The sequence below is a fragment of the Paenalcaligenes sp. genome, from assembly GCF_030152715.1.
Taxonomy (GTDB): domain Bacteria; phylum Pseudomonadota; class Gammaproteobacteria; order Burkholderiales; family Burkholderiaceae_B; genus Paenalcaligenes; species Paenalcaligenes hermetiae.
Genome location: NZ_JASLIX010000006.1, coordinates 1 through 22,255, shown reverse-complemented (window position 1 = coordinate 22,255; position 22,255 = coordinate 1). Strand labels below are relative to the sequence as shown.

Sequence of the window (22,255 nt, the reverse complement as noted above, 5' to 3'; positions counted from 1 at the left end):
CAAAGAAACGCTTGCTGCGCTTCAGCATACTGCCTCTATCGCCGGCCGTATGATGCTTAAGCGCGTCATGGGTAAAGCCAGTTTTGCTACGCTTCAAGACAGCAGCGGCCGTATTCAAATTTACCTAGACAAAAAAACTCTTGGCGAAGATCTCTACGAGCAGTTTAAAACCTGGGATATTGGTGATATCTTGGCGGTACGTGGTGAGGTCTTCAAAACCAATAAAGGCGAACTATCCATCAAAGCGCACGAGTTGCGTTTATTAGCTAAATCCTTACGCCCTTTACCAGATAAATTCCACGGTTTAGCCGACCAAGAATTACGCTATCGCCAGCGCTACGTGGATCTCATCATGAACGACGAGACCCGTCAAACCTTCTTAGCGCGTAGCAAAGCAATCAATAGTATTCGTCAGCATATGGTTGAAGCCGGCTTTCTAGAGGTAGAAACGCCAATGCTACACCCCATCCCTGGTGGCGCCGCCGCAAAACCGTTTGTCACGCACCACAATGCTTTAGATATGGAAATGTATCTACGCATTGCCCCTGAACTATACCTAAAGCGCCTTATTGTCGGTGGCTTTGAGCGGGTTTTTGAAATCAATCGTAATTTCCGCAACGAGGGTGTCAGCCCACGCCACAACCCTGAGTTCACGATGATGGAGTTCTACGCGGCGTATACGGATTATCACTGGCTCATGGATTTCACCGAGAACCTTATCCGTGCGGCGGCAGTAGCTGCTTGTGGCTCGGCTCACGTACAGTATCAGGGCGAGGCATTACGTCTGGACCAGCCTTTTGACCGCCTAACAATTGTAGAGGCTATCCAAAAATACTTCCCTGACTACACCACAGAACAACTTAACGATATGGACTTTTTACGTGCCGAGTTACGCCGTAAAAAAGTGGATATCGATGCTCCTGCCTTTATGCATGCGGGCATAGGCGCTTTACAGTTAGCGCTTTTTGAAGAAACCGCCGAAGCCAAGCTCTGGCACCCCACCTTTATTGTTGACTACCCGGTCGAGGTTTCCCCTTTAGCCCGTGCGTCCGATCACGACCCAGCCATCACCGAGCGTTTTGAGCTCTTTATTACTGGGCGCGAAATTGCTAACGGTTTTTCTGAGTTAAATGACCCCGAAGACCAAGCGGCGCGCTTTATGGCTCAAGTCGAAGCCAAGGACGCGGGTGATGAGGAAGCCATGTATTATGATGCTGACTACATTCGCGCCCTTGAATACGGCATGCCGCCCACTGGCGGTTGTGGTATTGGTATAGACCGTTTGGTTATGCTGTTAACAGATAGCGCTAGCATTCGAGATGTGATTTTATTCCCACATTTACGGCGCGCCGAATAACCCCCATAAAAAATCCCGCTTGCCGGTTAGCATAGCGGGATTTTTTTATAAGCTATGCAGCTCATCACTGCATATAGCTGACAATATCAAACCTATACCATAAACGATTCGCCGCAACCGCATGCGGCTTTTTCATTCGGATTTTTAAATTTAAATGTGGCGCTTAAGCCTTGGCGCACGAAGTCAATCTCTGTGCCATCCACAAAAGGCAAACTACGTGGATCCACGAAAACCTTGACGCCATGATCCTCAAAGATGTGATCATTCTCATTTGCTTGATCTACATAATCCACATCATAAGCCATTCCGGAACAGCCGGTTAAGCGTACACCCAAACGTAGTCCTAACCCCGAACCGCGTTTTTCGATGTGTTTATTGATGTGCTCGGCAGCTTGAGCCGTCAACGTAATAGACATATAACACCTCTTAATGTGTAAGACTGGCAGATTGCCATGCCATCAAAATCTGTTGGATAGCCTCCTCGGCTAACCATGTACAATGAAGCTTTACTGGGGGCAATGCTAAATATTCTGCGATCCCTTGCGCCGAATAATCCCCAAGCGCTTGTTGATTTAAACCAATCAGCTGTTCACATAAAACATCTGCTGTTGCTATGCATGCACCACAACCGTACATTTTAAAGCGTGCGGCATCAATACAATGTGTCTGCTCATCAACCAACACAGACAGCTGAAGTACAGCCCCTTGATCTAACGACCCAACCTGAGCCTGCAAATACCGATGCTGAGCTTGGGGTGCTAATTCACCTTGGAACGTTGGCTGCATAAAACGAGCCATAACACGATTTGAATAAGCCATCCGCTGTCCTTATGCCATCATGGTTGCCGAAGCATCGGGCTGCCATACGGGTGAGAGCGCACGTAAGCGCCGCACTTGAGTGATGATTTCCGTTAACGCCGCTTGCACCTGCTCTTCGGTCGTCTGTCTACCTAAGCTAATACGTAACGCACTATGTGCCAACTGTGGGTCGCGGCCAATAGCTTGCAGCACATATGATGGCTCTAAACTAGCCGAATTACATGCTGAACCGCTGGATAAAGCTAACCCTTGTAAAGCCATCATCAAGGCCTCGCCCTCGATACCCGCAAAACTAATATTTAGGTTATGTGGTACCCGTTTGGTCACGGAGCCATTTAAATAAATCTGCGGTAAGGCCTCCTGCAACCCCTGCCAAAGCTGCTGTTGCAAACGCTGGATACGCGCATATTCTTGCGGCTGTTCTTGGAGCATTAGCTCAAAAGCATAACCCATGGCGACAATTTGGTGTGTGGCCAAGGTCCCAGAGCGGAAACCCCTTTCGTGCCCCCCACCGTGGATTTGCGCCACTAACCGCACGCGCGGTTTACGTCGCACATACAAAGCACCGATTCCTTTTGGAGCGTAAATTTTATGCCCTGAGAAAGACATAAGGTCCACCTGCAGCGTATCGACAGCTACGTCCACTTTACCTACCGCCTGTGCCGCATCTACATGAAACAACACATCTAGCTCGGCACAAAGCTGCCCAATGGCCTCAATGTCTTGTGTCACACCAATTTCATTATTCACCGCCATCACAGATACTAAGATCGTATCAGGACGGATGGCTGCACGCAGCTGCTCTAAGGTAATTAACCCCTCTGGATCAACGGCTAAATATGTGACCTCAAAGCCCTGCGTTTCCAAATAAGCACACGTGTCCAAGACCGCTTTATGCTCGGTATTAACAGTAATGATGTGCTTGCCTTTATCTGCATACGCTAAAGCCGCCCCTTTAATGGCCAGATTATTGGATTCAGTGGCTCCCGAAGTCCAAACGATCTCGCGTGGGTGCGCGCCAATACCTTGCGCAATTTGTGCGCGAGCTTTTTCTACAGCTTCTTCCGCATCCCAACCATAGGCATGACTCGAAGATGCTGCATTGCCATAATGCGTCGTTAGCCACGGCATCATGCGCTCTAGTACTCGCGCATCGATCGGCGTGGTGGCCGCGTAATCAAGATAAATAGGGTATGAGGCCGACAAAATAAACTCCTCTGTTTAGCAAGTGGCTTGCTGAGTGCGAATAGGAGCCGATACGCTTTGGGTTTTTTGCTGTTGGCGTACAGAAGCCTCGAGCTGGCGCATCCGCTGTTGATCCACTAAATCCTGCAGCGAAACCGAGTCTAAATAATCCACCATTTTACGGCTTAATGTCGCCCAGAGCTCATGCGTCATACATTGAATACGATTTCCTTGCTCATCGACCTCGCAATCGCCCTTGCCGCCACATTTCGTTGCGTCCAAAGGCTCATCCACAGCAAAAATAATATCCGCCACGGTAATATGACGCGCCAAGCGAGCCAAGCTATATCCCCCCCCGGGACCCCGAGTGCTTTCCACCAGCTCATGACGACGCAAACGGCCAAACAACTGCTCTAAATACGACAAGGAAATGCTCTGGCGTTCACTGATCTTTGCCAAGGTAACCGGACCGCTTTGTTGGCGCAAGGCCAGATCAATCATTGCTGTTACAGCAAAACGTCCTTTTGTGGTTAAACGCATAATGATGTCCTTGAAATAGTTGGTAAATGGCCAATAGCCCAGCTATACCCGACCAATTTAGTCTAGTATAACAAATACCCACTTATTCTGTAAGGGATTGCGAGGGATTAGTCTGATTTACACAAAAAAAGTTCCTAGGACAATAAGGCTTGCTCCTTGAGCTGTCGTAACTGATCACGAACATGTGCCGCCGCCTCGAACTCTAGGTTCTTAGCATGATCCAGCATTTTTTTCTCTAATCGCTTCAGCTCGCGCGCTAGGGTTTTTTCGTCCTTGATCGCATCCAAGGAAAGCTGTGACAAGGCCTCGAGCTCAACCTGATGAGGTGCAATTACCCCGTCAATCATATCTCGCACAGCCTTGCTCACACCTCGGGCAGTAATCCCGTGCTCTTCGTTAAAACGTAGTTGCTTTTCTCGACGTCGCTCGGTTTCATCCATGGCTTTACGCATTGAATCCGTGATGCGATCCGCATATAAAATCGCATGACCATGCAAGTGACGTGCAGCGCGACCAATAGTTTGAATTAAGCTTCGCTCAGAACGTAAAAACCCCTCTTTGTCAGCATCTAAAATAGCAACCAATGAAACCTCTGGAATATCCAGTCCCTCGCGTAGCAGGTTAATCCCGACCAAGACATCAAACACACCCAAACGCAAATCACGAATAATCTCAACGCGCTCTACGGTATCAATATCCGAGTGCAAATAGCGAACCTTTACCCCATGCTCAGCTAAAAAAGCACTTAAATCCTCTGCCATTTGTTTCGTGAGCGTAGTAATTAACACCCGTTCTTGGCGCGCTACACGCAACGTGATTTCGCCAAACACATCATCGACCTGCGTGGTAGCAGGTCGCACTTCGACCACAGGATCGACCAAGCCGGTCGGTCGCACTACTTGCTCTACTACCTGATCCGCATGGGCTTGCTCATAAGCCGCTGGCGTCGCCGACACAAAAACGGTTTGTGGCATACGCTGCTCAAACTCATCCATTTTCAATGGACGGTTATCTAACGCCGACGGCAATCTAAAACCAAACTGCACCAGGGTTTCTTTACGTGAACGATCCCCTTTATACATGCCCCCAATTTGCCCTATCGTCACATGACTTTCATCAATAAACATAATGGCATTTTTGGGTAAATAATCAATTAAGGTCGGTGGCGGATCGCCTGCTTTCGCCCCAGATAAATGACGTGAGTAGTTTTCGATCCCTTTACAAAATCCCAATTCATACATCATTTCCAGATCAAAACGCGTACGTTGCTCTAAACGCTGTGCCTCAACCAACATACCCTGCGCGGTTAACTCTGCCAACCGTTCTTTTAATTCGAGCTTTATGGTCTCTATGGCGCGCAAAACGGTATCTCGTGGTGTCACAAAATGCGAACCGGGATAAACGGTAAAGCGTGGTAGCTCTTGCTGGACTTTTCCTGTTAACGGATCAAATAAAGCTAATGTTTCAATCTCATCATCAAAAAGGGTTACACGTAACGCTTGCTCCGCATTTTCCGCTGGGAAAATATCAATTACCTCGCCTCGTGCTCGGAACATCCCCCGCTCAAACTCGGTATCATTGCGCTCATACTGCATAGCAACTAAACGTGCTAATAGCTCTTGGCGACCAATTTCATCGCCCACACGTAAGGTCAACACCATCGCATGATAGTCTGCCGGATTTCCTATACCATAAATACAAGAAACCGAGCCAACAATGATGGTGTCTGGGCGCTCTAATAAGCTTTTAGTCGCGGATAAGCGCATTTGCTCAATATGCTCATTGATGGAAGAGTCTTTTTCTATAAATAAATCCCGTGACGGCACATATGCCTCGGGCTGATAATAATCATAATAGGAAACAAAATACTCCACCGCATTCTTAGGAAAAAACTCTCGCATTTCGGCATAGAGCTGTGCTGCTAAGGTTTTATTAGGAGCTAACACAATAGCAGGGCGCCCACTACGAGCAATCACATTTGCCATTGTGTACGTTTTTCCTGATCCCGTTACCCCTAATAAGGTCTGATACATTAAGCCATCGTCCAAGCCCTCTGTCAGCTGTGCTATCGCTGTAGGCTGGTCGCCAGCCGGCGGATAAGGCTGAAATAATTGAAAAGGACTATTCGGATATTGTACGAATTGCGGCGTAAAGGTTTGCATACTGACCCCACATTGATAGATACTGCTATTATCCCATTATTTTTCATTCATTCGCACCCATTGCATTTTTGTTATGACTTCCCTCTTTGACAGCGTGCCCCAAGCTCCACGCGATCCTATTCTTGGGTTAAACGAACAATTCAACACAGACCCTCGCCCGCATAAGGTTAATCTTGGGGTTGGCGTATACTATGATGCCCAAGGACGTATGCCCTTATTACCCGTAGTCGCTCAGGTCGAACAAGACCTTGCTGAACAATCTGCAGCGCGAGGCTATCTTCCCATCGACGGGATTCATAACTACAACCTAGGCGCACAACAGCTGCTTTTGGGCAGTACATCGAGCCCCCTCACAGAACAGCGTGCTGTAACGGTACAAAGTCTAGGAGGTACCGGCGCTCTGAAACTTGGTGCCGACTTTTTACAAAGCCTCTGCCCCAACGCTACCGTAGCTATTAGTAATCCCAGCTGGGAAAACCATCGGGCCCTATTTGAAAAAGCTGGCTTTACAGTCGTTGAGTACCCCTATTACGATGCCAATACTCGGGGTTTAGATTTTGAAGCCATGTGCTCTTTTTTAGAGCAACTACCCGACCAAAGCATTGTGGTCTTGCATGCCTGCTGTCATAACCCCACAGGCATTGACCCCACTGCTGAGCAATGGCAAGTGCTCGCCGAACTATTAGTTGCCAAGCAGCATATTCCTTTTATGGATATTGCTTATCAGGGCTTTGGCACCGGTCTAGCCGAGGACGCAGCCGCCGTACGTTTGCTCGCCGAACAAGGCATCCCCATGTTAGTAAGCTCCTCGTTTTCCAAATCATTTGCTTTATATGGTGAACGTGTCGGTGCATTAACTGTTATCACCACAGACGCCGCACAAAGCCCACGCGTATTAAGCCAGCTTAAGCGCCTAGCACGCACGAACTACTCAAATCCTCCTACTCACGGTGCTAAAATCGTCAGCACCGTTTTTGGGCAGCCTGAACGCTTCCAGCAGTGGACACAAGAGCTACAACACATGCGAGAGCGCATTCAGTCCATGCGCCAACAGCTTGTTATTAAACTCAAAGAACACGGTGTTGTACAAAACATGGACTTTATTTTGCAGCAAAAAGGCATGTTCTCTTATTCCGGTCTTAGCCAAGAACAAGTCCACACCTTACGCGACGAAGACGCGATCTATATTTTAGACACCGGCCGTATTTGTGTAGCAGCGCTCAATGCACATAATATAGACACTGTCGCCGCAGCTATTGCACGAGTTTTACGTTAAGCATAGAAAAATCGCCGGCTACGCCGGCTTTTTCTTGCTTTTTCTAAGTATTTAGTTAACAATTAAACTGTATAAAATATCAGTTTAATGGTCACGCTGTGAAACTAACCGCTCGTCAACAACAGATCTTCAATCTTATTCGCTCTGAAATCCAACGCACAGGGTTTCCACCAACGCGTGCCGAAATCGCCCAAACCTTTGGCTTTAAATCCGTCAATGCCGCAGAGGACCACCTTAAAGCCTTGGCGCGCAAGGGTGCGATTGAGCTGATCTCGGGTACCTCTCGCGGTATTCGTCTCTTAATTGATCCGCCCGCCTCGCCTTCCAGCTCCTCTATTTTGCCTATTATTGGGCGTGTAGCAGCCGGTAACCCTATTCTTGCCGCCGAGCACATCGAACGCGAAGTCGGTGTAGAGCCTGCTCTCTTTAGCCAAGCCCCAGACTATTTATTACGCGTACGTGGTTTAAGCATGCGCGATGCCGGCATTTTAGATGGTGATTTACTCGCCGTTAAAAAAGCTACTGACGCCCGCAATGGTCAAATTGTAGTAGCACGCCTAGGCGACGAGGTCACTGTCAAACGTTTACAGCGCACAGCTAACGGCTTAAATTTACTTCCTGAAAACCCCGACTACGAGCCCATTATTGTTCGAGCCTCTGATGATTTTTCCCTCGAGGGCATCGCAGTTGGTCTCATCCGCGACCAAAGCTTTAACTAAATAACCAAATAAAAAAAACCCTCATGCTACAACATAGAGCATGAGGGTCTTTTACGCCTTAAGACTATACAAAGCTTAGTGCTTCGTTAATCCCCCAGCTGTCTCTGTGCTGCTTTTCGCCGCTACGGCCTCTGCAGTAATGCGTGCGAGCTCCTCATCCGATAAAGGCGTTGGCATTTTTTCTAATGCGACCTCTAGCACTCGATCAATCCAGCGTACTGGGATAATTTCGAGCGTATTTTTCACATTATCAGGAATCTCAGCCAAATCCTTTACGTTTTGCTCAGGAATCATGACAGTTTTAATCCCACCACGTTGGGCTGCTAGTAGTTTCTCTTTCAAACCACCAATTTCAAGCACTTCCCCGCGTAAAGTGATCTCTCCTGTCATCGCCACATCAGCACGAATAGGAATACCGGTTAACGATGACACTATCGCTGTGGTAATCGCAATCCCTGCCGAAGGCCCGTCTTTAGGGGTAGCCCCATCAGGGAAGTGGACGTGCAAATCGCGCTTTTCGAAAATCGGACTTGCAATCCCCCACTGCTGGGCCCGTGAACGTACTACCGTACGTGCGGCTTCTACAGATTCCTTCATGACATCGCCAATAGAGCCTGTGCGTTGAATATTACCTTTACCGGGCATATCTGCAACTTCGATAGTGAGTAAATCCCCACCTACCTCTGTCCACGCCAACCCCGTTACCTGGCCCACCTTGTTTTCGGTCTCCGCTACACCAAAATCGTAGCGGCGTACCCCAAGGTAGTCATTCAGATTTTCACTGGTGACCACTAGCGCTTCAGCCTTGCTGCCTTTAGGTAGCAAGAGGAATTTATGCACGGCCTTACGGCAAATTTTACTAATCTCACGCTCTAAAGAACGCACCCCGGCTTCACGGGTGTAGTAACGGACAATATCCCGCACCGCGTCTTCGGTGATCTCCAACTCGTTGTCTTTGACCCCATTGTTTTTCATTAACTTTGGAATCAAGTGCTGAAAAGCGATGTTTACCTTTTCGTCCTCGGTGTAACCGGATAAACGAATCACTTCCATACGGTCTAATAAGGCCGGGGGAATATTTAAGGTGTTGCTGGTTGCAACAAACATCACATCCGATAAATCAAAATCCACTTCAAGATAATGGTCTTGAAAGGTGTGATTTTGCTCAGGATCTAGGACCTCGAGTAATGCAGAGGCAGGATCCCCACGGAAATCCGCTCCCATCTTGTCGATCTCATCCAACAAGAACAAGGGGTTACGCACACCAACCTTGCCCATATTTTGCAGGATTTTACCAGGCATAGAACCAATATAGGTACGGCGGTGCCCACGTATTTCGGCCTCATCACGTACACCACCTAAGGCCATACGCACGTATTTACGATTTGTCGCCTTAGCAATGGACTGCCCTAATGAGGTTTTACCCACCCCGGGTGGCCCAACCAAACATAAAATAGGGGCTTTCAGCTTAGAGACGCGCTGCTGTACTGCCAAGTATTCAATAATGCGCTCTTTGACTTTCTCCAAACCATAATGATCGGCATCCAGTACTTTTTGCGCATTTTCTAACGAATTATTAATGCGGCTGCGTTTGCGCCATGGCAACCCCACCAAGGTGTCCAAATAGTTGCGCACCACGGTGGCTTCAGCCGACATGGGCGACATCATCTTTAGCTTCTTTAGCTCCGCTTCTGCTTTTTTCTGAGCATCTTTAGGCAGCTTCGCTTCCTCGATACGCTGCTCAAGCTCTTCGATCTCTGCACCGTCCTCGCCTTCGCCCAATTCCTTTTGAATTGCCTTCACTTGCTCATTCAAATAGTAATCGCGCTGGCTCTTTTCCATTTGTTTTTTCACACGGCCACGGATCCGCTTTTCGACTTGCAAAATATCGATTTCGGTTTCTAGCTGTGTTAATAATGCTTCAAGACGGTCCACCACCGCTACCGACTCAAGCATGGACTGTTTTTGCTCAAGTTTTAACGGAAGATGTGCGGCAACGGTATCGGCCAATCGACCAGCTTCGTCAATTGCACTTAAAGAAGTCAGAATTTCCTGCGGGATTTTTTTATTGAGTTTAACGTACTGCTCGAACTGCGCCACCACAGCACGACGCAAAGCCTCGGCTTCGGCGAGCTCATCAGTTGTGCTTTCTACAGCTACCGCAAAGCCGCTAAAGTGGGTTTCGTTATCTACAACCTGTTCAATTTTGGCGCGCTCAACCCCCTCGACAAGGACTTTAACTGTGCCATCGGGGAGCTTAAGCATTTGTAGAATCGTTGCCGCACAGCCGATTTCATACATATCGTCGGCGGTGGGCTCGTCTTTGCTAGCCGTTTTTTGCGCCACCAACAAAATGGTGTTGCCTGACTCCATCGCTAGTTCTAATGCTTTAATGGAGCGTGGACGTCCAACAAATAAAGGAATCACCATATGCGGAAACACCACGACATCGCGCAACGGCAACAGTGGCAATTCCTTGGATTCCATAGTTAAAATCTGGCTTGCAGACATAGTAATTTCCTTTTAATTACCTACAGACCACAAGGGGAAGCAAGATAGCTTCCCCCGTGGTTCTAGCTTCTGACTTACAGATTGTGGCAAATCGGATAATTTCAAGTATCAAAAGGTACCGAATGATGCGTATCCAGTCAGACTACGCCACCGCATTTTGATCGGATGCGGTTTGGCCTGAGGTTTGATAGACCAAAACGGGCTTGTCTTTGCCCTCTACGGCGTCTTTAGTCAAGATGACCTTGCTCACATTTTGTAAAGACGGTAGGTCATACATGGTGTCTAATAGTGATTTTTCAACAATGGAGCGCAAACCACGTGCGCCCGTGCGACGTTTAATCGCTGCTTGCGCAATGCTTTGTAGTGCGGCGTCCTCGACCTCTAGCTCCACGCCTTCGATTTCGAAAAGCTTTTGGAATTGTTTAATTAAGGCGTTACGAGGCTCCGTTAAAATACGAATCAACGCTTCTTCATCCAGCTCTTGTAAGGTAGTGACAACAGGCAAGCGCCCGACCAGCTCTGGAATCAAGCCAAATTTAATCAAATCCTCGGGCTCGACCTCGGCGAAAAGCTCTCCCACCCCACGCTCGCTTTTTACACTGACTTTTGCACCAAAGCCAATGCCGGATTTTTCCGTGCGATTTTGAATCACTTTTTCCAGACCATCAAACGCACCACCGACAATAAATAAGATATTGGTGGTATCGACTTGAATAAAATCTTGGTTAGGGTGTTTACGCCCCCCTTGTGGCGGTACCGAAGCCACTGTGCCTTCGATAATTTTTAATAAAGCTTGTTGTACGCCTTCTCCAGAGACATCACGGGTAATAGAAGGGTTATCTGCTTTACGAGAAATTTTATCAATTTCGTCAATGTAAATAATGGCACGTTGTGCTTTTTCTACATCGTAATCACATGATTGCAAGAGCTTTTGGACGATATTTTCCACGTCCTCGCCCACATAACCGGCTTCGGTTAGGGTGGTAGCATCTGCCATCACGAATGGTACTTTTAGCATACGCGCTAAGGTTTGAGCTAACAGTGTTTTGCCTGAACCCGTGGGCCCAATCAGCAAAATATTACTTTTGGATAGCTCTACATCACCAGCGGCACTTGTATGCTGAATACGTTTATAGTTGTTGTAAACCGCCACAGCCAGATTACGTTTTGGTTGATCTTGACCAATAACATAATCATCTAAGAAGTGTTTGATTTCTTGCGGCTTGGGTAACTGCGTACCGAGTAATTCTGCCGTGCTCTGCTCTTGTTTGTCCTCTAGGATCATCTCATTGCAGAGGCTAATGCACTCATTACAAATGTAGACTTCGCCAGGACCTGAAATAAGCTTTGCTACTTCGCTTTGTGTTTTATTACAAAAAGAGCAGTGTAGGGCTTTATCGTCGGCCGAATGTTTGTCGGACATAAGAATATACAGTCAAAAAGTGCGGAAAACCGCAAATGGCATGGGCATAGCGGCGCTTGTTATCGCGCCGCTGCTAATTAATTATCGTCAGAACGATGTGTTAGTACCTGATCTATCAGACCATAGCTAACCGCCTCTTGGGCATCCATGAAACGGTCTCGCTCTGTGTCTAAGGCAATCTGCTCTATGCTTTGACCCGTATTGTCGGCCAAAATTGCATTCAGGCGCTCACGCAAGCTTAGAATTTCCTTGGCTTGAATCTGGATATCCGTCGCTTGACCTTGGGCTCCGCCCGATGGCTGGTGAATCATAATACGCGAGTTAGGCAGAGCAAAACGCTTTTCTTTTTTACCAGCGGCTAAAAGAAAGGCCCCCATGCTAGCTGCCATGCCCGTGCATAATGTCGACACATCGGGTTTCACAAACTGCATCGTATCGTAGATAGCCATACCCGCATACACCGACCCACCAGGCGAGTTGATATATAACGAAATATCTTTATCTGGGTTTTCCGACTCTAGGAACAACAACTGCGCCACAATTAAGTTTGCGGAGTGGTCATTAACCGGCCCAACCAAAAAGATAATGCGTTCACGCAATAAGCGTGAGTAAATATCATAAGAACGCTCTCCGCGGCCAGACTGCTCCACCACAATAGGCACATAGCCCAGCCCCGTAGGGGTCACGGACTGCCCACCGTACATGGAAGCATAGAAGTCGATAAAACGAGACGACATTAGTTATTTCCCATTAGTTGCTCAAACGCGACGTCTTCATCGGTAACTTTAGCTTGGGATACAACATGTTCGACCACGTTGTCTTCCAATACGATCGCTTCGATTTCTGCACGACGTTGGGCGTCTGATAAGTAGTAGCTGATCACCTGTTCAGGCTGCTCGTAGTTTTGAGCAAACTCCTCGATGCGAGCACGTACTTGCTCGGGCGTCGCTTTTAAGTCGGCTTGCTGTACGAGCTCGGAAAGCAACAGACCCAAACGTACACGACGCTCGGCTTCGTCTTTGAAGATTTCCTCGGGAATAGGCATGGAGTCAGCATTAGGTAAACCACGTTGCTGAAGCTCCTGACGTGCCATCGCTACACGATTCTGAACTTCGTTATCTACCAGCGCTTTAGGAATATCAAATTCAGAGGCTTTTAATAAAGCATCCATCACGCTGGCTTTGGTGCGAGCTTGAACACGAGCCTTGGCCTCACGTTCAATGTTAGCACGTACGTCTGCCAACAAGGCATCGATATCGCCTTCGGCTTGCCCTAGCTGCTTAGCAAACTCATCGTTTAGCTCAGGCAAAATAGGCTCAGCGACCTCGGTGATTTTAATTGTGAATTCGGCTGTTTTGCCAGCGACCTCGGTGCCAGCATAGTCTTCGGGGAAGGTTAAGGGGAAGGTTTTTTCTTCACCTGCTTTCATACCCTTAGCGGCTTCCTCGAATTCGGGCAACATACGCCCCTGACCTAAAACAAAAGAGAAGGCTTCAGCCGAACCGCCTTCAAAGGCCTCACCATCAATCTTACCAGTGAAGTCAAGTGTGACGCGATCATCGTCTTGAGCCGCACGATCTTCACGTGCTTCGTAGTTAGCACGCTGCTTACGTAAAATATCGATAGTACGATCGACTTCCGCATCGCCAACATTGACGTTGCTACGAGTGACCTCTAGCTCTGCTAGGTTAGGCAGAGTGATTTCAGGATAGACCTCGAAGGTGGCTGTAAAAGCCATGGTGCCCTCGGCGGCGTCCTCTTTGGGTTCAATCGATGGTACACCCGCTACACGCAATCCGCTTTTTTCAATGGCTTCATCGAGCGCTTTGCCCAATTCATTGTTGATGGCTTCGTAACGAATGCTAGGACCGTGGCTGCGCTCTACAATAGATAGAGGGGCTTTTCCGGGGCGAAAACCCTGGATCTTGGCGGTACGCGCCACACGTTTAAGTTGCGCTTGGACTTCTTTTTCGACATCGGCCGTGGATACGACGACATCGATTCGGCGCTCCAAACCGGACAGAATTTCAACCTCGGGCTGCATTAGAGACCTATATAAATAAGTGGTTTAACAAAAAACACATATTTTACCGGAAATCCATTCAAAACATAACCGCCAAAGCCAGCAAGCTAAGCCAAATGGGGGTAAATATGCATAAAAAACAAGACTAAGACGCTATTTATACCACTCATTGTGCCATTTTGGGGATTTTTCCGCTGTTAAACCGCGCTTTTAACAAGGCTTTGATCTTGAACCAAATACGCTCAGCCCCTTTTTCACTCTTTTAAAAAAAAGACTGGACAAACAAAAAAGACCGGGCTATAGTTACGTCTTTGGTCATTTGCACAGGCAAAATACCTACTACGCAGAAAAACTTTACATTTTATTTTTTTTGCGTTACTATTTATTTTTATTTGCGAACGTGGCGGAATTGGTAGACGCACCAGATTTAGGTTCTGGCGCCGAGAGGTGTGAGAGTTCGAGTCTCTCCGTTCGCACCAAATACTGAAAGCCGTTGATTTTATGGGAATACAATCCTTTAAAATCAACGGCTTTTTTGTTATTACTGCCATTGCGCTATTGTACGCTTTTCTAGCATCTCACGAAATTGTTGTGTGCTTTTTGGCAGGAGCGCGCCCGTATCCCATTCCAAAATTACCCCATACTGACGCACCGCATCCAGTTGATCGATTTTCCCTTCCTGATACCAACGAGCTACCTCTGTTGGATCAGCGCGCATCCACGCCACTCGCTGCGCTCGAATCTGCTCGCGTAACTGCTCGGTAGCGGGCATGTCTAATTCATAAGCACAAATCTCTGGATCTACTGCATGAATCACCACGCCATAATCTTTAGCCGCGCGCTCTATCGATACATACTCATCAATTACGTCCTCTAAAACTAAAGACGGGTCACGCTCAAGCGGATCACCAAAACCGCCCCCACCTGCTGTAGGTCGGCTAAATATATCCCCTGATTCAATGGGCATATCAGAGAAAACAGAACCTAACCACTCAGGCTTACCCGTCTTAGCGCGAGTCAATGTTAATCCATGCGGCATCGACGGCAATCCACCGTTTATCCCCCATACGACAGCGCGCTCTCGATCACAAATATATGAAATCACCGGGTCTTGTGCATCGCGCATTATTGAAGTTTTCACAACCCCTAACCCGCCTCGCCATTTTCCAGGCCCAGCCGAGTCAGTCTGTATTTGAAATGCGGTGGTTAAAATGGGGTTGGCACGCTCCTGGCCTTCTACCGGCTGCGACATTAAACCCACTCCAAAAGAAGCCGTAGTGACATTTGCCCCGTCTTTACCATTACGCCCGCCCCAACCCCCTGGCAACCAATCATAAAACATAAAAATGGGTTTTTCTTTATGGCGTAAGTCACGCCCACCCGTTAATAGGTATTCCAAATTAAAAGCACAAGCCGTAGCTCGTTCTGGCATGATCTGCGACCAAATTTCATAAATCGCGTTCATGATTTTTTCAAAAGGCATTAAAAACCCTGTGACGGCGACAGGCCAACGCGCATCGACAATACTATTTTCAGGCGCTATCACCTCAAACACGCGATAAAAGCCGCTATTTAGGGGCAAGTCAGGAAAAAAGGTTTTCATCCCAGCCACCACAGCAGAAAAAGTCGAGCCAAAGGCCGAGTTATAAATGGAACCAATGGTCGGATGGCTACCACTAAAATCATAAATGGCACGATCGCCTTGAATGGTGAGCTTCACTTTAATAGGAATCATGCCCTCCCCCGACAACGGATCACAATCAATAAAATCTTGTGTCTCCCACTCACCATCCGGTAAAGCCGCCAATCGCTGTCGGACTGCTTTTTCTACGTAGTCTTGGACGGCACCCATGCCCTCGATCACCGTCTCAACGCCATACTTCTCACTTAAACGAATCATTTCACGCTCGCAAACCTGAGTTGCCTGAGCTTGCGCATGAATGTCCCCAATAATCGAAGCCGGATCACGAGTATTCGAAGCAATGAGCTGTGCCACATCTTTACAAAACTGCCCTTTAGCAAATAACCGCACTGGTGTAATACGTAGCCCCTCTTTAAACATCTCCCTTGCTGTCACATCAAATGAACCAGGAACACTTCCCCCTACGTCCGACCAATGCCCATTTGACTGACTAAAACCCAATAACGTGTCTTGTACAAAGATAGGCCGAATCAAACGCACATCATTAAAATGGGTACCGCCTGCATAGGGATCGTTAATTGCGTACACATCTCCAGGATGAATATCTTTTTCAAAGGCTTCAATCACGGCCTTACATGTGAAATGCAGCGTGCCTACATGTACCGCAATATCTTGATTTCCCTGAGCCACTGAGTTTCCCTGCGCATCATGTAAACCACTCGAAAAATCTCGGTTATAGATAACAAAGGAATAGCAGGTGCGCAAAATCTGCTCAGCCATTTGATCCACACTCGTAATAAACGAGTTTTTCAACACCTCAAAAGTTACCGGATCAAGCGATTTACGTGGTGGTTGCGTCGTCATTACACACCCCTTTTTATAAACGGATAATAATGTTGAGATAAGTATCAATTTCGGCACGACTCTGCGGTGGAACCACAACCGTCGAGTCTAGCTGCTCAATCACAGCAGGGCCATCTAGCACTAGCCCTGCTGGCAAATCAGAACGATGATAAACAGGGGTTTCCACTGCACCCACATCAGAAAACCACACCTGACGCTGATATATTGGCTCGGGTATGCGTCCCGTTGGCTCATGCTCTGGCAACTGAGCCTGCGGTACTAAACCCACCGCTTTGAGATTTAATCTAAATAAACTGACCGGAGCATCCTCCCGTTTATAGTTATATTCCCGTAAATGCTCTTGATTAAAAATAGCTATTAGCTCTGTTAGGTCGGTCACAGGCCGTGGGGCCGGTATGGCTAAAGAACGCCATTGTCCTTGATACATCATGTCTATTGTGCGCTCTAATACCATCTGCTCATGGGCCACCCCTTCGTGCGCCAAATGCTCGATAGCGGTTTGCTCTAAGCGCGTAAAAGCCGCCTCTAGCTCTTGTATATCTACCTCGCTGGCTTCTTTGATATAGCTTTCAGAAAAATCATGTTGTACATTCACCAGCAAGCAGCCTAAAGCAGAAGCCACTCCTGGGTTAGGGGGAACAATCACCGCGGGAATAGATAGCTCCCGCGCAATAGCGACCCCATGTAGTGCCCCCGCGCCACCAAACGACACCAAGGCAAAGTCTCGCGGGTCATAACCTCGGCTGATCGACAGTAACCGAACGGCATCTGCCATATTGGCATTTGCCACATCAATAATAGCTTGAGCGGCCTCCTGCACGGATAAGCCAAAAGGCGTGGCTACTCCTGCTTGCACCGCCTCAAACGCTAGCTCTGGCTGTAAGGTCACCTGCCCGCCAGCTAACCGAGTCCCTAATCGGCCTAAAACCACATTGGCATCGGTATTCGTTGGCTGTGTATTACCATTGCCATAACAAGCCGGCCCTGGATTTGCTCCAGCAGACTGTGGGCCGTTACGTAAAGAACCGACCTCATCTCGCCACGCTAACGACCCACCTCCTGCGCCAATGGTTAATACCTCAATACTGGAAAAACGAATGGGATAACCAAACTCAATAAACCAGTCATTGGTAATCCGCGACTGCCCGTCATAAGCCAATGACACATCCGTTGAGGTCCCTCCCATATCCAGCCCAATAGAGTTTTTAAAACCACACAACATCGCTATATGACGACTTGCAATCGCTCCCGCTGCAATGCCGGAACCAGCCAACCGCGCTGAATACTGCTCTACCGCATCGGTGGTCATCACACCACCACCACTATGCAGCAGCAACAAATCACTCTCGTAGCCACGACGCTTGAGCTCTTGACCTAACTGTTTGGTATAGCTAACTACAACCGGACTTAATGCCGCATTCATCACCGTTGTAGAAAAGCGCTCATGCTCAAAAATCTCAGGCATCACCTCAGAAGAAATAGACACGGGCACTTCAGGCAGCACTTCTTGTAAAATGGCACGCATGGCGCGTTCATTTTCTGGATTCATATACGCATTCATAAAACAAACCGCGATGGCTTCTACACCTCTACGTTTCAGAATGCGAGCCACCTGACGCGCTTGCTCTTTATCCAAAGGCGTGACCACCTGCCCCTGCGCGTCAATACGTTCAGTCACGGTGAGTCGATCACGACGCGGCACATGCGGCGGAGCCACATCCTTATAAATATCCCAAAGATCCTCTTTATTGGCTCGTCGAATCTCTATCACATCCCTAAAGCCTTCGGTACAAATCATGGCGGTTCGCGGCAAGCGACGAGTAATTAACGCATTCGTCGCTACCGTCGTACCATGAGAAAATAACGACACGCGACTTAGGTCTGCGCCAACCTTATCGACAGCGTCCAAAATGCCCTCGATAGGATTCGTCGTCGAAGAAGTTTTTTCGATGGTAATCGCTCCCGTGTGTTCATCCATGACACAAATATCTGTAAAGGTTCCACCTACATCCACCGCCACTCGAATATGTCTCATCCCAAACTCCTCATTGCTTAAGACAACAGCTGCCCCTACCCATTTAAAGGCATATCTAAAAAAGCGAAACGCCACTAGTGATTGGTTTTTACAATAAATTGACGGTGACTTTGCTCGCGCTGCTGTGCTTGCTCGCGATAATATGCCCTCGCCTCTGTGGGAGTACGCCCAAAATAATTTTTATAAAGCTGACTAAATGACGCAGGACTCGTAAATCCCCACTCATACGCAATCTCAGCAATCGTTCGGTTGTCTCGATTTTGCTGAAGGGTCGAGTTCGCCATCAATAAGCGCTGCTCCTGTAACCAGCTCCCTACGGTTTGCCCACGCGCACGAAATAACGCATGTAAATAGCGCACAGAGATCCCGCACGCTGCCGCTACATCATGAGGGCGAATGGCTCGTCTTAAGTGATCACGAATATACTTTTCTGCTCTGGCTAAATGAGCCGCCTGCACCGAGCTAAGATTAGACTGTTGCGGCGTCACATCCGCTAAGGCCAACACCAACAAATCCACTAAATGATTGCCAATGGTTTGCTTAGCTAAACCATCCATATGACTTAGTCGGTGCGATAGCAAACGTACCATTTCTACCATCAACTCACCGGCACCAGCACGCGCATCAAACGCCAACGAAACCAGTTTTTGTGGAAAACTAATGCGACTTCCCAAAACCGCCGCAGGGATTTTTAAAACCCACAACCGATTTGCCTGGGTATAACTCAAACGATAAGGCTCATGGCTACGTTGCAAAATAAATGCACCCGGCTCACAACCCACATCACGATTCCCCTGAGTGAAATCAATAGGCTGCTTATCTGGTATAGTGACCAAATAGTTTTCTTCGTGCTCATGGCGCAAATGTTCATCTTTTCGCTGATATAATAATCCGTCCGAATCAAGCCGAGACAAAGAAATCGGCCCCAGGTCCCAGGCACATAAATGCCCCTGAAACTGTGTTTCGGTATTAAAATCCACGCTTAAAGAAAAGTAGGTTTTTGTAACGACCTGCTCCCAATAGCTTTTACGCCGATGGGGCTGCTCGTTGATGGTTGTATAGTGAGTCTGCATCACTATCCTCCCTGGTTAAACAATGCTCCGGCACGACTGTCCTTTAGGATCTATTTCTGCCCGCATTGATAGCTGTCTCCGTTACTACCTTGTTCTTATCGTTGATTCCATTCTAGTAACCCGCTTAATCCCTTACAAGTCAATACTTTATAGAGAGCGCATAAAAGCTTACGCTTATGCGCAATATTAGGGAAATCAATTAGTTAATGATTTTTATATGACAGCCTCCCAACAAAACACCCATGATTACCCGTCTGCTAACCATAAGTGTGATGGAGTAAATTCAATCCATAACTGCCTTTATACAGAGGCGGCTCAAGAACTACGCACCGTTCGCGATTTACTACGTTGGTCACTCAGTCAATTTCAACGTCATCAACTAATTTTTGGCCACGGTAGCGATAACGCCTGGGACGAAGCCATTTATTTGATTTTGCATGGCCTACATCTACCCTTAGATCAGTTAGAGCCCTTTTTGGATGCACGTCTTACTTTTAGTGAACGTCAACAGGTCATCCAATTGATCCGCCGTCGTTGTGAAGAGCGCTTACCCGCGGCCTACATAACAGGAGAAGCCTGGTTACAAGGTTTTCGCTTTAAAGTTAGTCCCGATTGCATTATTCCACGCTCCCCCATTGCTGAGCTTCTTAGCACCCAGCTCTCACCGTGGGTTGAAGACCCTTTTGCGATTCGCTCTGTGTTAGATGTCTGCACTGGTTCAGGTTGCTTGGCCATTTTAGCGGCCTATGCCTTCCCAGAAGCTCACGTCGATGGGGTGGATATATCCCCTGCCGCCTTAGCCATCGCCAAAGAAAACATCGAGGATCATGGTCTCACGGAGCGCGTTTGCGCCTTACAAAGTGATTTATACGAAGCCGTAGCAAATAAAAGCTATGACATCATTATCTCGAACCCACCCTACGTGAACGAGCAATCCATGCAGCAATTACCGGCTGAGTATCAGCATGAGCCGCGTTTAGCCTTGGCTGGTGGAGAAGATGGTATGGATTTGGTTCGCACCATTGTGAAACAAGCTGCGCTCCATCTCAATGATGGAGGCGTTCTGATTCTGGAAATCGGGCATGAATACGACCATTTTTGCGCTGCTTTTCCCGACTTAGCCCCTATTTGGTTAAGCACCGCAACTGCTGACGATCAAATTCTGCTTCTAGACAAAACACAGCTTTTATCTTTGCTTTAATAGAGGAATATCCGTGATTCGAGCCACGCAACTTAGCTTACGCCGGGGCGTCAAAACCCTGTTGGAACAAACCGATTTCGTTATTAATCCAAACGAACGCGTTGGTGTGGTAGGCAAAAATGGCGCCGGCAAGACCACATTATTTGCCCTCTTGCAACAGCAAATCGACCCCGATAGCGGCTCGCTGTCTCTACCACCTAGCTGGCGCATTGCAGCCGTAGAGCAAATGATCCCCGATCTACAGCGCCCAGCTCGCGAATTTGTTATAGATGGGGATCAACACCTACGTCAGCTTCAAGCACAACGCGCCCAAACCCCTGACTCTGAGGGTGAACGCATTGCCCAGCTCGAAGCGGAGCTTATCGAGGCCGATGCGTGGAGTGCTCATGCTCGAGCCGAACAGCTGCTCGCTGGCTTAGGCTTTCGTCCCGACCAATGGCTACTACCTGTGGCTCAGTTTTCGGGGGGGTGGCAAATGCGATTGGCATTGGCTCGAGCGCTGATGGCTCCTTCGGATTTACTCTTATTGGACGAACCCACCAACCACCTTGATTTAGACGCCATGATATGGCTGGAGCGCTGGCTACAAAGCTATGCGGGCACTGTGCTTGTTATCTCTCACGATACCGAGTTTTTAGATGCTATTAGTACTCACATTCTCCACTTTGAGCAAAAACAACTGATTAAATATCGGGGTAACTACACTCAATTCCTTTCCCAACGCGCCGAACGTTTACGTCAGGACCAGCTGGCCTGGGAAAAACAACAGCGTGAGGTCGCTCATCTCCAAGCCTTTATTGATCGCTTTAAAGCCAAAGCCACCAAAGCCAAACAAGCCCAAAGTCGCGTAAAAGCCTTAGCTCGTATGCAGGAACTGGCTCCCGTACGCTTAGATAGTCGTATCCAGTTTACGCTGCCAACCCCTGAGCACATGCCAGACCCTTTGCTCCGTTTAGTCGAAACGGACCTGGGCTATACCCACCCCTCTGTGAGCACTATTCTCCAAAAAGTCACCGTTGATATACGCAGCGGCAGTCGCATTGGCGTACTCGGTATGAACGGAGCCGGTAAAAGTACCTTGATCAAAACCCTAGCAGGCGAGCTCAAACCTTTAACCGGAGAACTCATTCCCTCCGCACGTTTAACCATTGGTTATTTTGCTCAGCATCAACTTGATATGATTGATGCCAGGCTTAGCCCTATTCAGCACTTACAACGCATTGCCCCCGATATGCGTGAACAAGAACTACGTAATTACTTAGGACGCTTTGCTTTTAGTGGAGACATGGCCACCGACACAACCGCTGGCTTTTCTGGTGGAGAAAAAGCCCGCCTCGCTTTAGCGCTTATTGTCTGGCATAAACCAAACTTGCTGTTATTAGACGAGCCGACCAACCACTTAGATGTAGAAACCCGTGAAGCACT

The 22,255-nt window shown here is 48.1% G+C and carries 17 protein-coding genes and 1 tRNA gene; 6 read left to right on the top strand and 12 right to left on the bottom strand.

The features are described from left to right. Positions 1 to 1,357 (top strand): lysine--tRNA ligase (lysS, locus tag Q1V74_RS00425; protein WP_300646555.1); only part of this gene is annotated, 1,357 nt, incomplete at its 5' end. Positions 1,358 to 1,449: 92 nt separating this feature from the next. Here lysS and iscA read toward each other — a convergent pair. From iscA to uvrB, 5 genes are all read right to left on the bottom strand, one after another. Next, positions 1,450 to 1,773: an iron-sulfur cluster assembly protein IscA gene (iscA, locus tag Q1V74_RS00420; RefSeq protein ID WP_260649594.1), complete on the bottom strand. Its 324-nt coding sequence runs from the start codon at positions 1,771 to 1,773 to the stop codon at positions 1,450 to 1,452. Positions 1,774 to 1,783: 10 nt separating this feature from the next. Next, positions 1,784 to 2,176 carry an iron-sulfur cluster assembly scaffold protein gene (locus Q1V74_RS00415; RefSeq protein WP_260649593.1) on the bottom strand — a complete coding sequence of 131 codons (393 nt, stop codon included), beginning with the start codon at positions 2,174 to 2,176 and terminating at the stop codon, positions 1,784 to 1,786. A 9-nt stretch (positions 2,177 to 2,185) separates the two neighbouring features. After that, entirely contained in the window at positions 2,186 to 3,382 is a 1,197-nt protein-coding gene (locus Q1V74_RS00410) for an IscS subfamily cysteine desulfurase (protein WP_300646553.1), read from the bottom strand. Positions 3,383 to 3,397: 15 nt separating this feature from the next. Next, positions 3,398 to 3,901: a Fe-S cluster assembly transcription factor gene (locus tag Q1V74_RS00405; RefSeq protein ID WP_260649590.1), complete on the bottom strand. Its 504-nt coding sequence runs from the start codon at positions 3,899 to 3,901 to the stop codon at positions 3,398 to 3,400. Between the two features lie 134 nt (positions 3,902 to 4,035). After that, positions 4,036 to 6,063 carry an excinuclease ABC subunit UvrB gene (uvrB, locus tag Q1V74_RS00400; RefSeq protein WP_300646552.1) on the bottom strand — a complete coding sequence of 676 codons (2,028 nt, stop codon included), beginning with the start codon at positions 6,061 to 6,063 and terminating at the stop codon, positions 4,036 to 4,038. 73 nt (positions 6,064 to 6,136) lie between these two features. Here uvrB and Q1V74_RS00395 point away from each other — a divergent pair, with 73 nt between their 5' ends. Continuing rightward, the gene (locus Q1V74_RS00395; protein WP_300646551.1) at positions 6,137 to 7,339 is read left to right on the top strand and encodes an amino acid aminotransferase; all 1,203 of its coding nucleotides are present in this window, start codon (positions 6,137 to 6,139) and stop codon (positions 7,337 to 7,339) included. A gap of 71 nt (positions 7,340 to 7,410) precedes the next feature. Further along, positions 7,411 to 8,058, top strand: coding sequence for a transcriptional repressor LexA (lexA, locus tag Q1V74_RS00390; RefSeq protein WP_366524588.1), 648 nt, complete (start codon positions 7,411 to 7,413; stop codon positions 8,056 to 8,058). Positions 8,059 to 8,133: 75 nt separating this feature from the next. On the opposite strand, the gene lon is transcribed toward lexA, so the two are convergent. The 4 genes from lon to tig all read right to left on the bottom strand — a co-directional run bounded on the left by lon (position 8,134) and on the right by tig (position 14,036). Then, positions 8,134 to 10,569 (bottom strand): endopeptidase La, encoded by a 2,436-nt coding sequence (gene lon / locus Q1V74_RS00385; protein WP_300646548.1) that lies wholly within the window; start codon positions 10,567 to 10,569, stop codon positions 8,134 to 8,136. A gap of 142 nt (positions 10,570 to 10,711) precedes the next feature. Then, the gene (gene clpX / locus Q1V74_RS00380) at positions 10,712 to 11,992 is read right to left on the bottom strand and encodes an ATP-dependent Clp protease ATP-binding subunit ClpX (RefSeq protein ID WP_300646547.1); all 1,281 of its coding nucleotides are present in this window, start codon (positions 11,990 to 11,992) and stop codon (positions 10,712 to 10,714) included. 77 nt (positions 11,993 to 12,069) lie between these two features. Next, complete coding sequence (gene clpP, locus Q1V74_RS00375) at positions 12,070 to 12,729, bottom strand: ATP-dependent Clp endopeptidase proteolytic subunit ClpP (RefSeq protein ID WP_300646546.1); 660 nt, start codon at positions 12,727 to 12,729, stop codon at positions 12,070 to 12,072. Continuing rightward, complete coding sequence (tig, locus tag Q1V74_RS00370; protein ID WP_260649582.1) at positions 12,729 to 14,036, bottom strand: trigger factor; 1,308 nt, start codon at positions 14,034 to 14,036, stop codon at positions 12,729 to 12,731. Before tig ends, clpP begins: the two co-directional genes overlap by 1 nt. A 373-nt stretch (positions 14,037 to 14,409) precedes the next feature. Here tig and Q1V74_RS00365 point away from each other — a divergent pair. Beyond that, positions 14,410 to 14,494: transfer RNA gene (locus Q1V74_RS00365), tRNA-Leu, on the top strand. Positions 14,495 to 14,556: 62 nt separating this feature from the next. On the opposite strand, the gene Q1V74_RS00360 is transcribed toward Q1V74_RS00365, so the two are convergent. The 3 genes from Q1V74_RS00360 to Q1V74_RS00350 form a co-directional block, all read right to left on the bottom strand. After that, a complete protein-coding gene (locus Q1V74_RS00360; protein WP_300646544.1) occupies positions 14,557 to 16,521 on the bottom strand; it encodes a hydantoinase B/oxoprolinase family protein in 1,965 nt (654 codons plus the stop codon). A 13-nt stretch (positions 16,522 to 16,534) separates the two neighbouring features. After that, the gene (locus Q1V74_RS00355; RefSeq protein WP_300646542.1) at positions 16,535 to 18,556 is read right to left on the bottom strand and encodes a hydantoinase/oxoprolinase family protein; all 2,022 of its coding nucleotides are present in this window, start codon (positions 18,554 to 18,556) and stop codon (positions 16,535 to 16,537) included. Positions 18,557 to 18,630: 74 nt separating this feature from the next. Continuing rightward, on the bottom strand, positions 18,631 to 19,629 hold the full coding sequence (locus tag Q1V74_RS00350) for an AraC family transcriptional regulator (RefSeq protein WP_260649579.1): 999 nt from the start codon (positions 19,627 to 19,629) through the stop codon (positions 18,631 to 18,633). 217 nt (positions 19,630 to 19,846) lie between these two features. Here Q1V74_RS00350 and prmB point away from each other — a divergent pair, with 217 nt between their 5' ends. After that, positions 19,847 to 20,830: a 50S ribosomal protein L3 N(5)-glutamine methyltransferase gene (gene prmB / locus Q1V74_RS00345; RefSeq protein ID WP_300646541.1), complete on the top strand. Its 984-nt coding sequence runs from the start codon at positions 19,847 to 19,849 to the stop codon at positions 20,828 to 20,830. Between the two features lie 13 nt (positions 20,831 to 20,843). Further along, positions 20,844 to 22,255 (top strand): ATP-binding cassette domain-containing protein (locus Q1V74_RS00340; protein WP_300646539.1); only part of this gene is annotated, 1,412 nt, incomplete at its 3' end.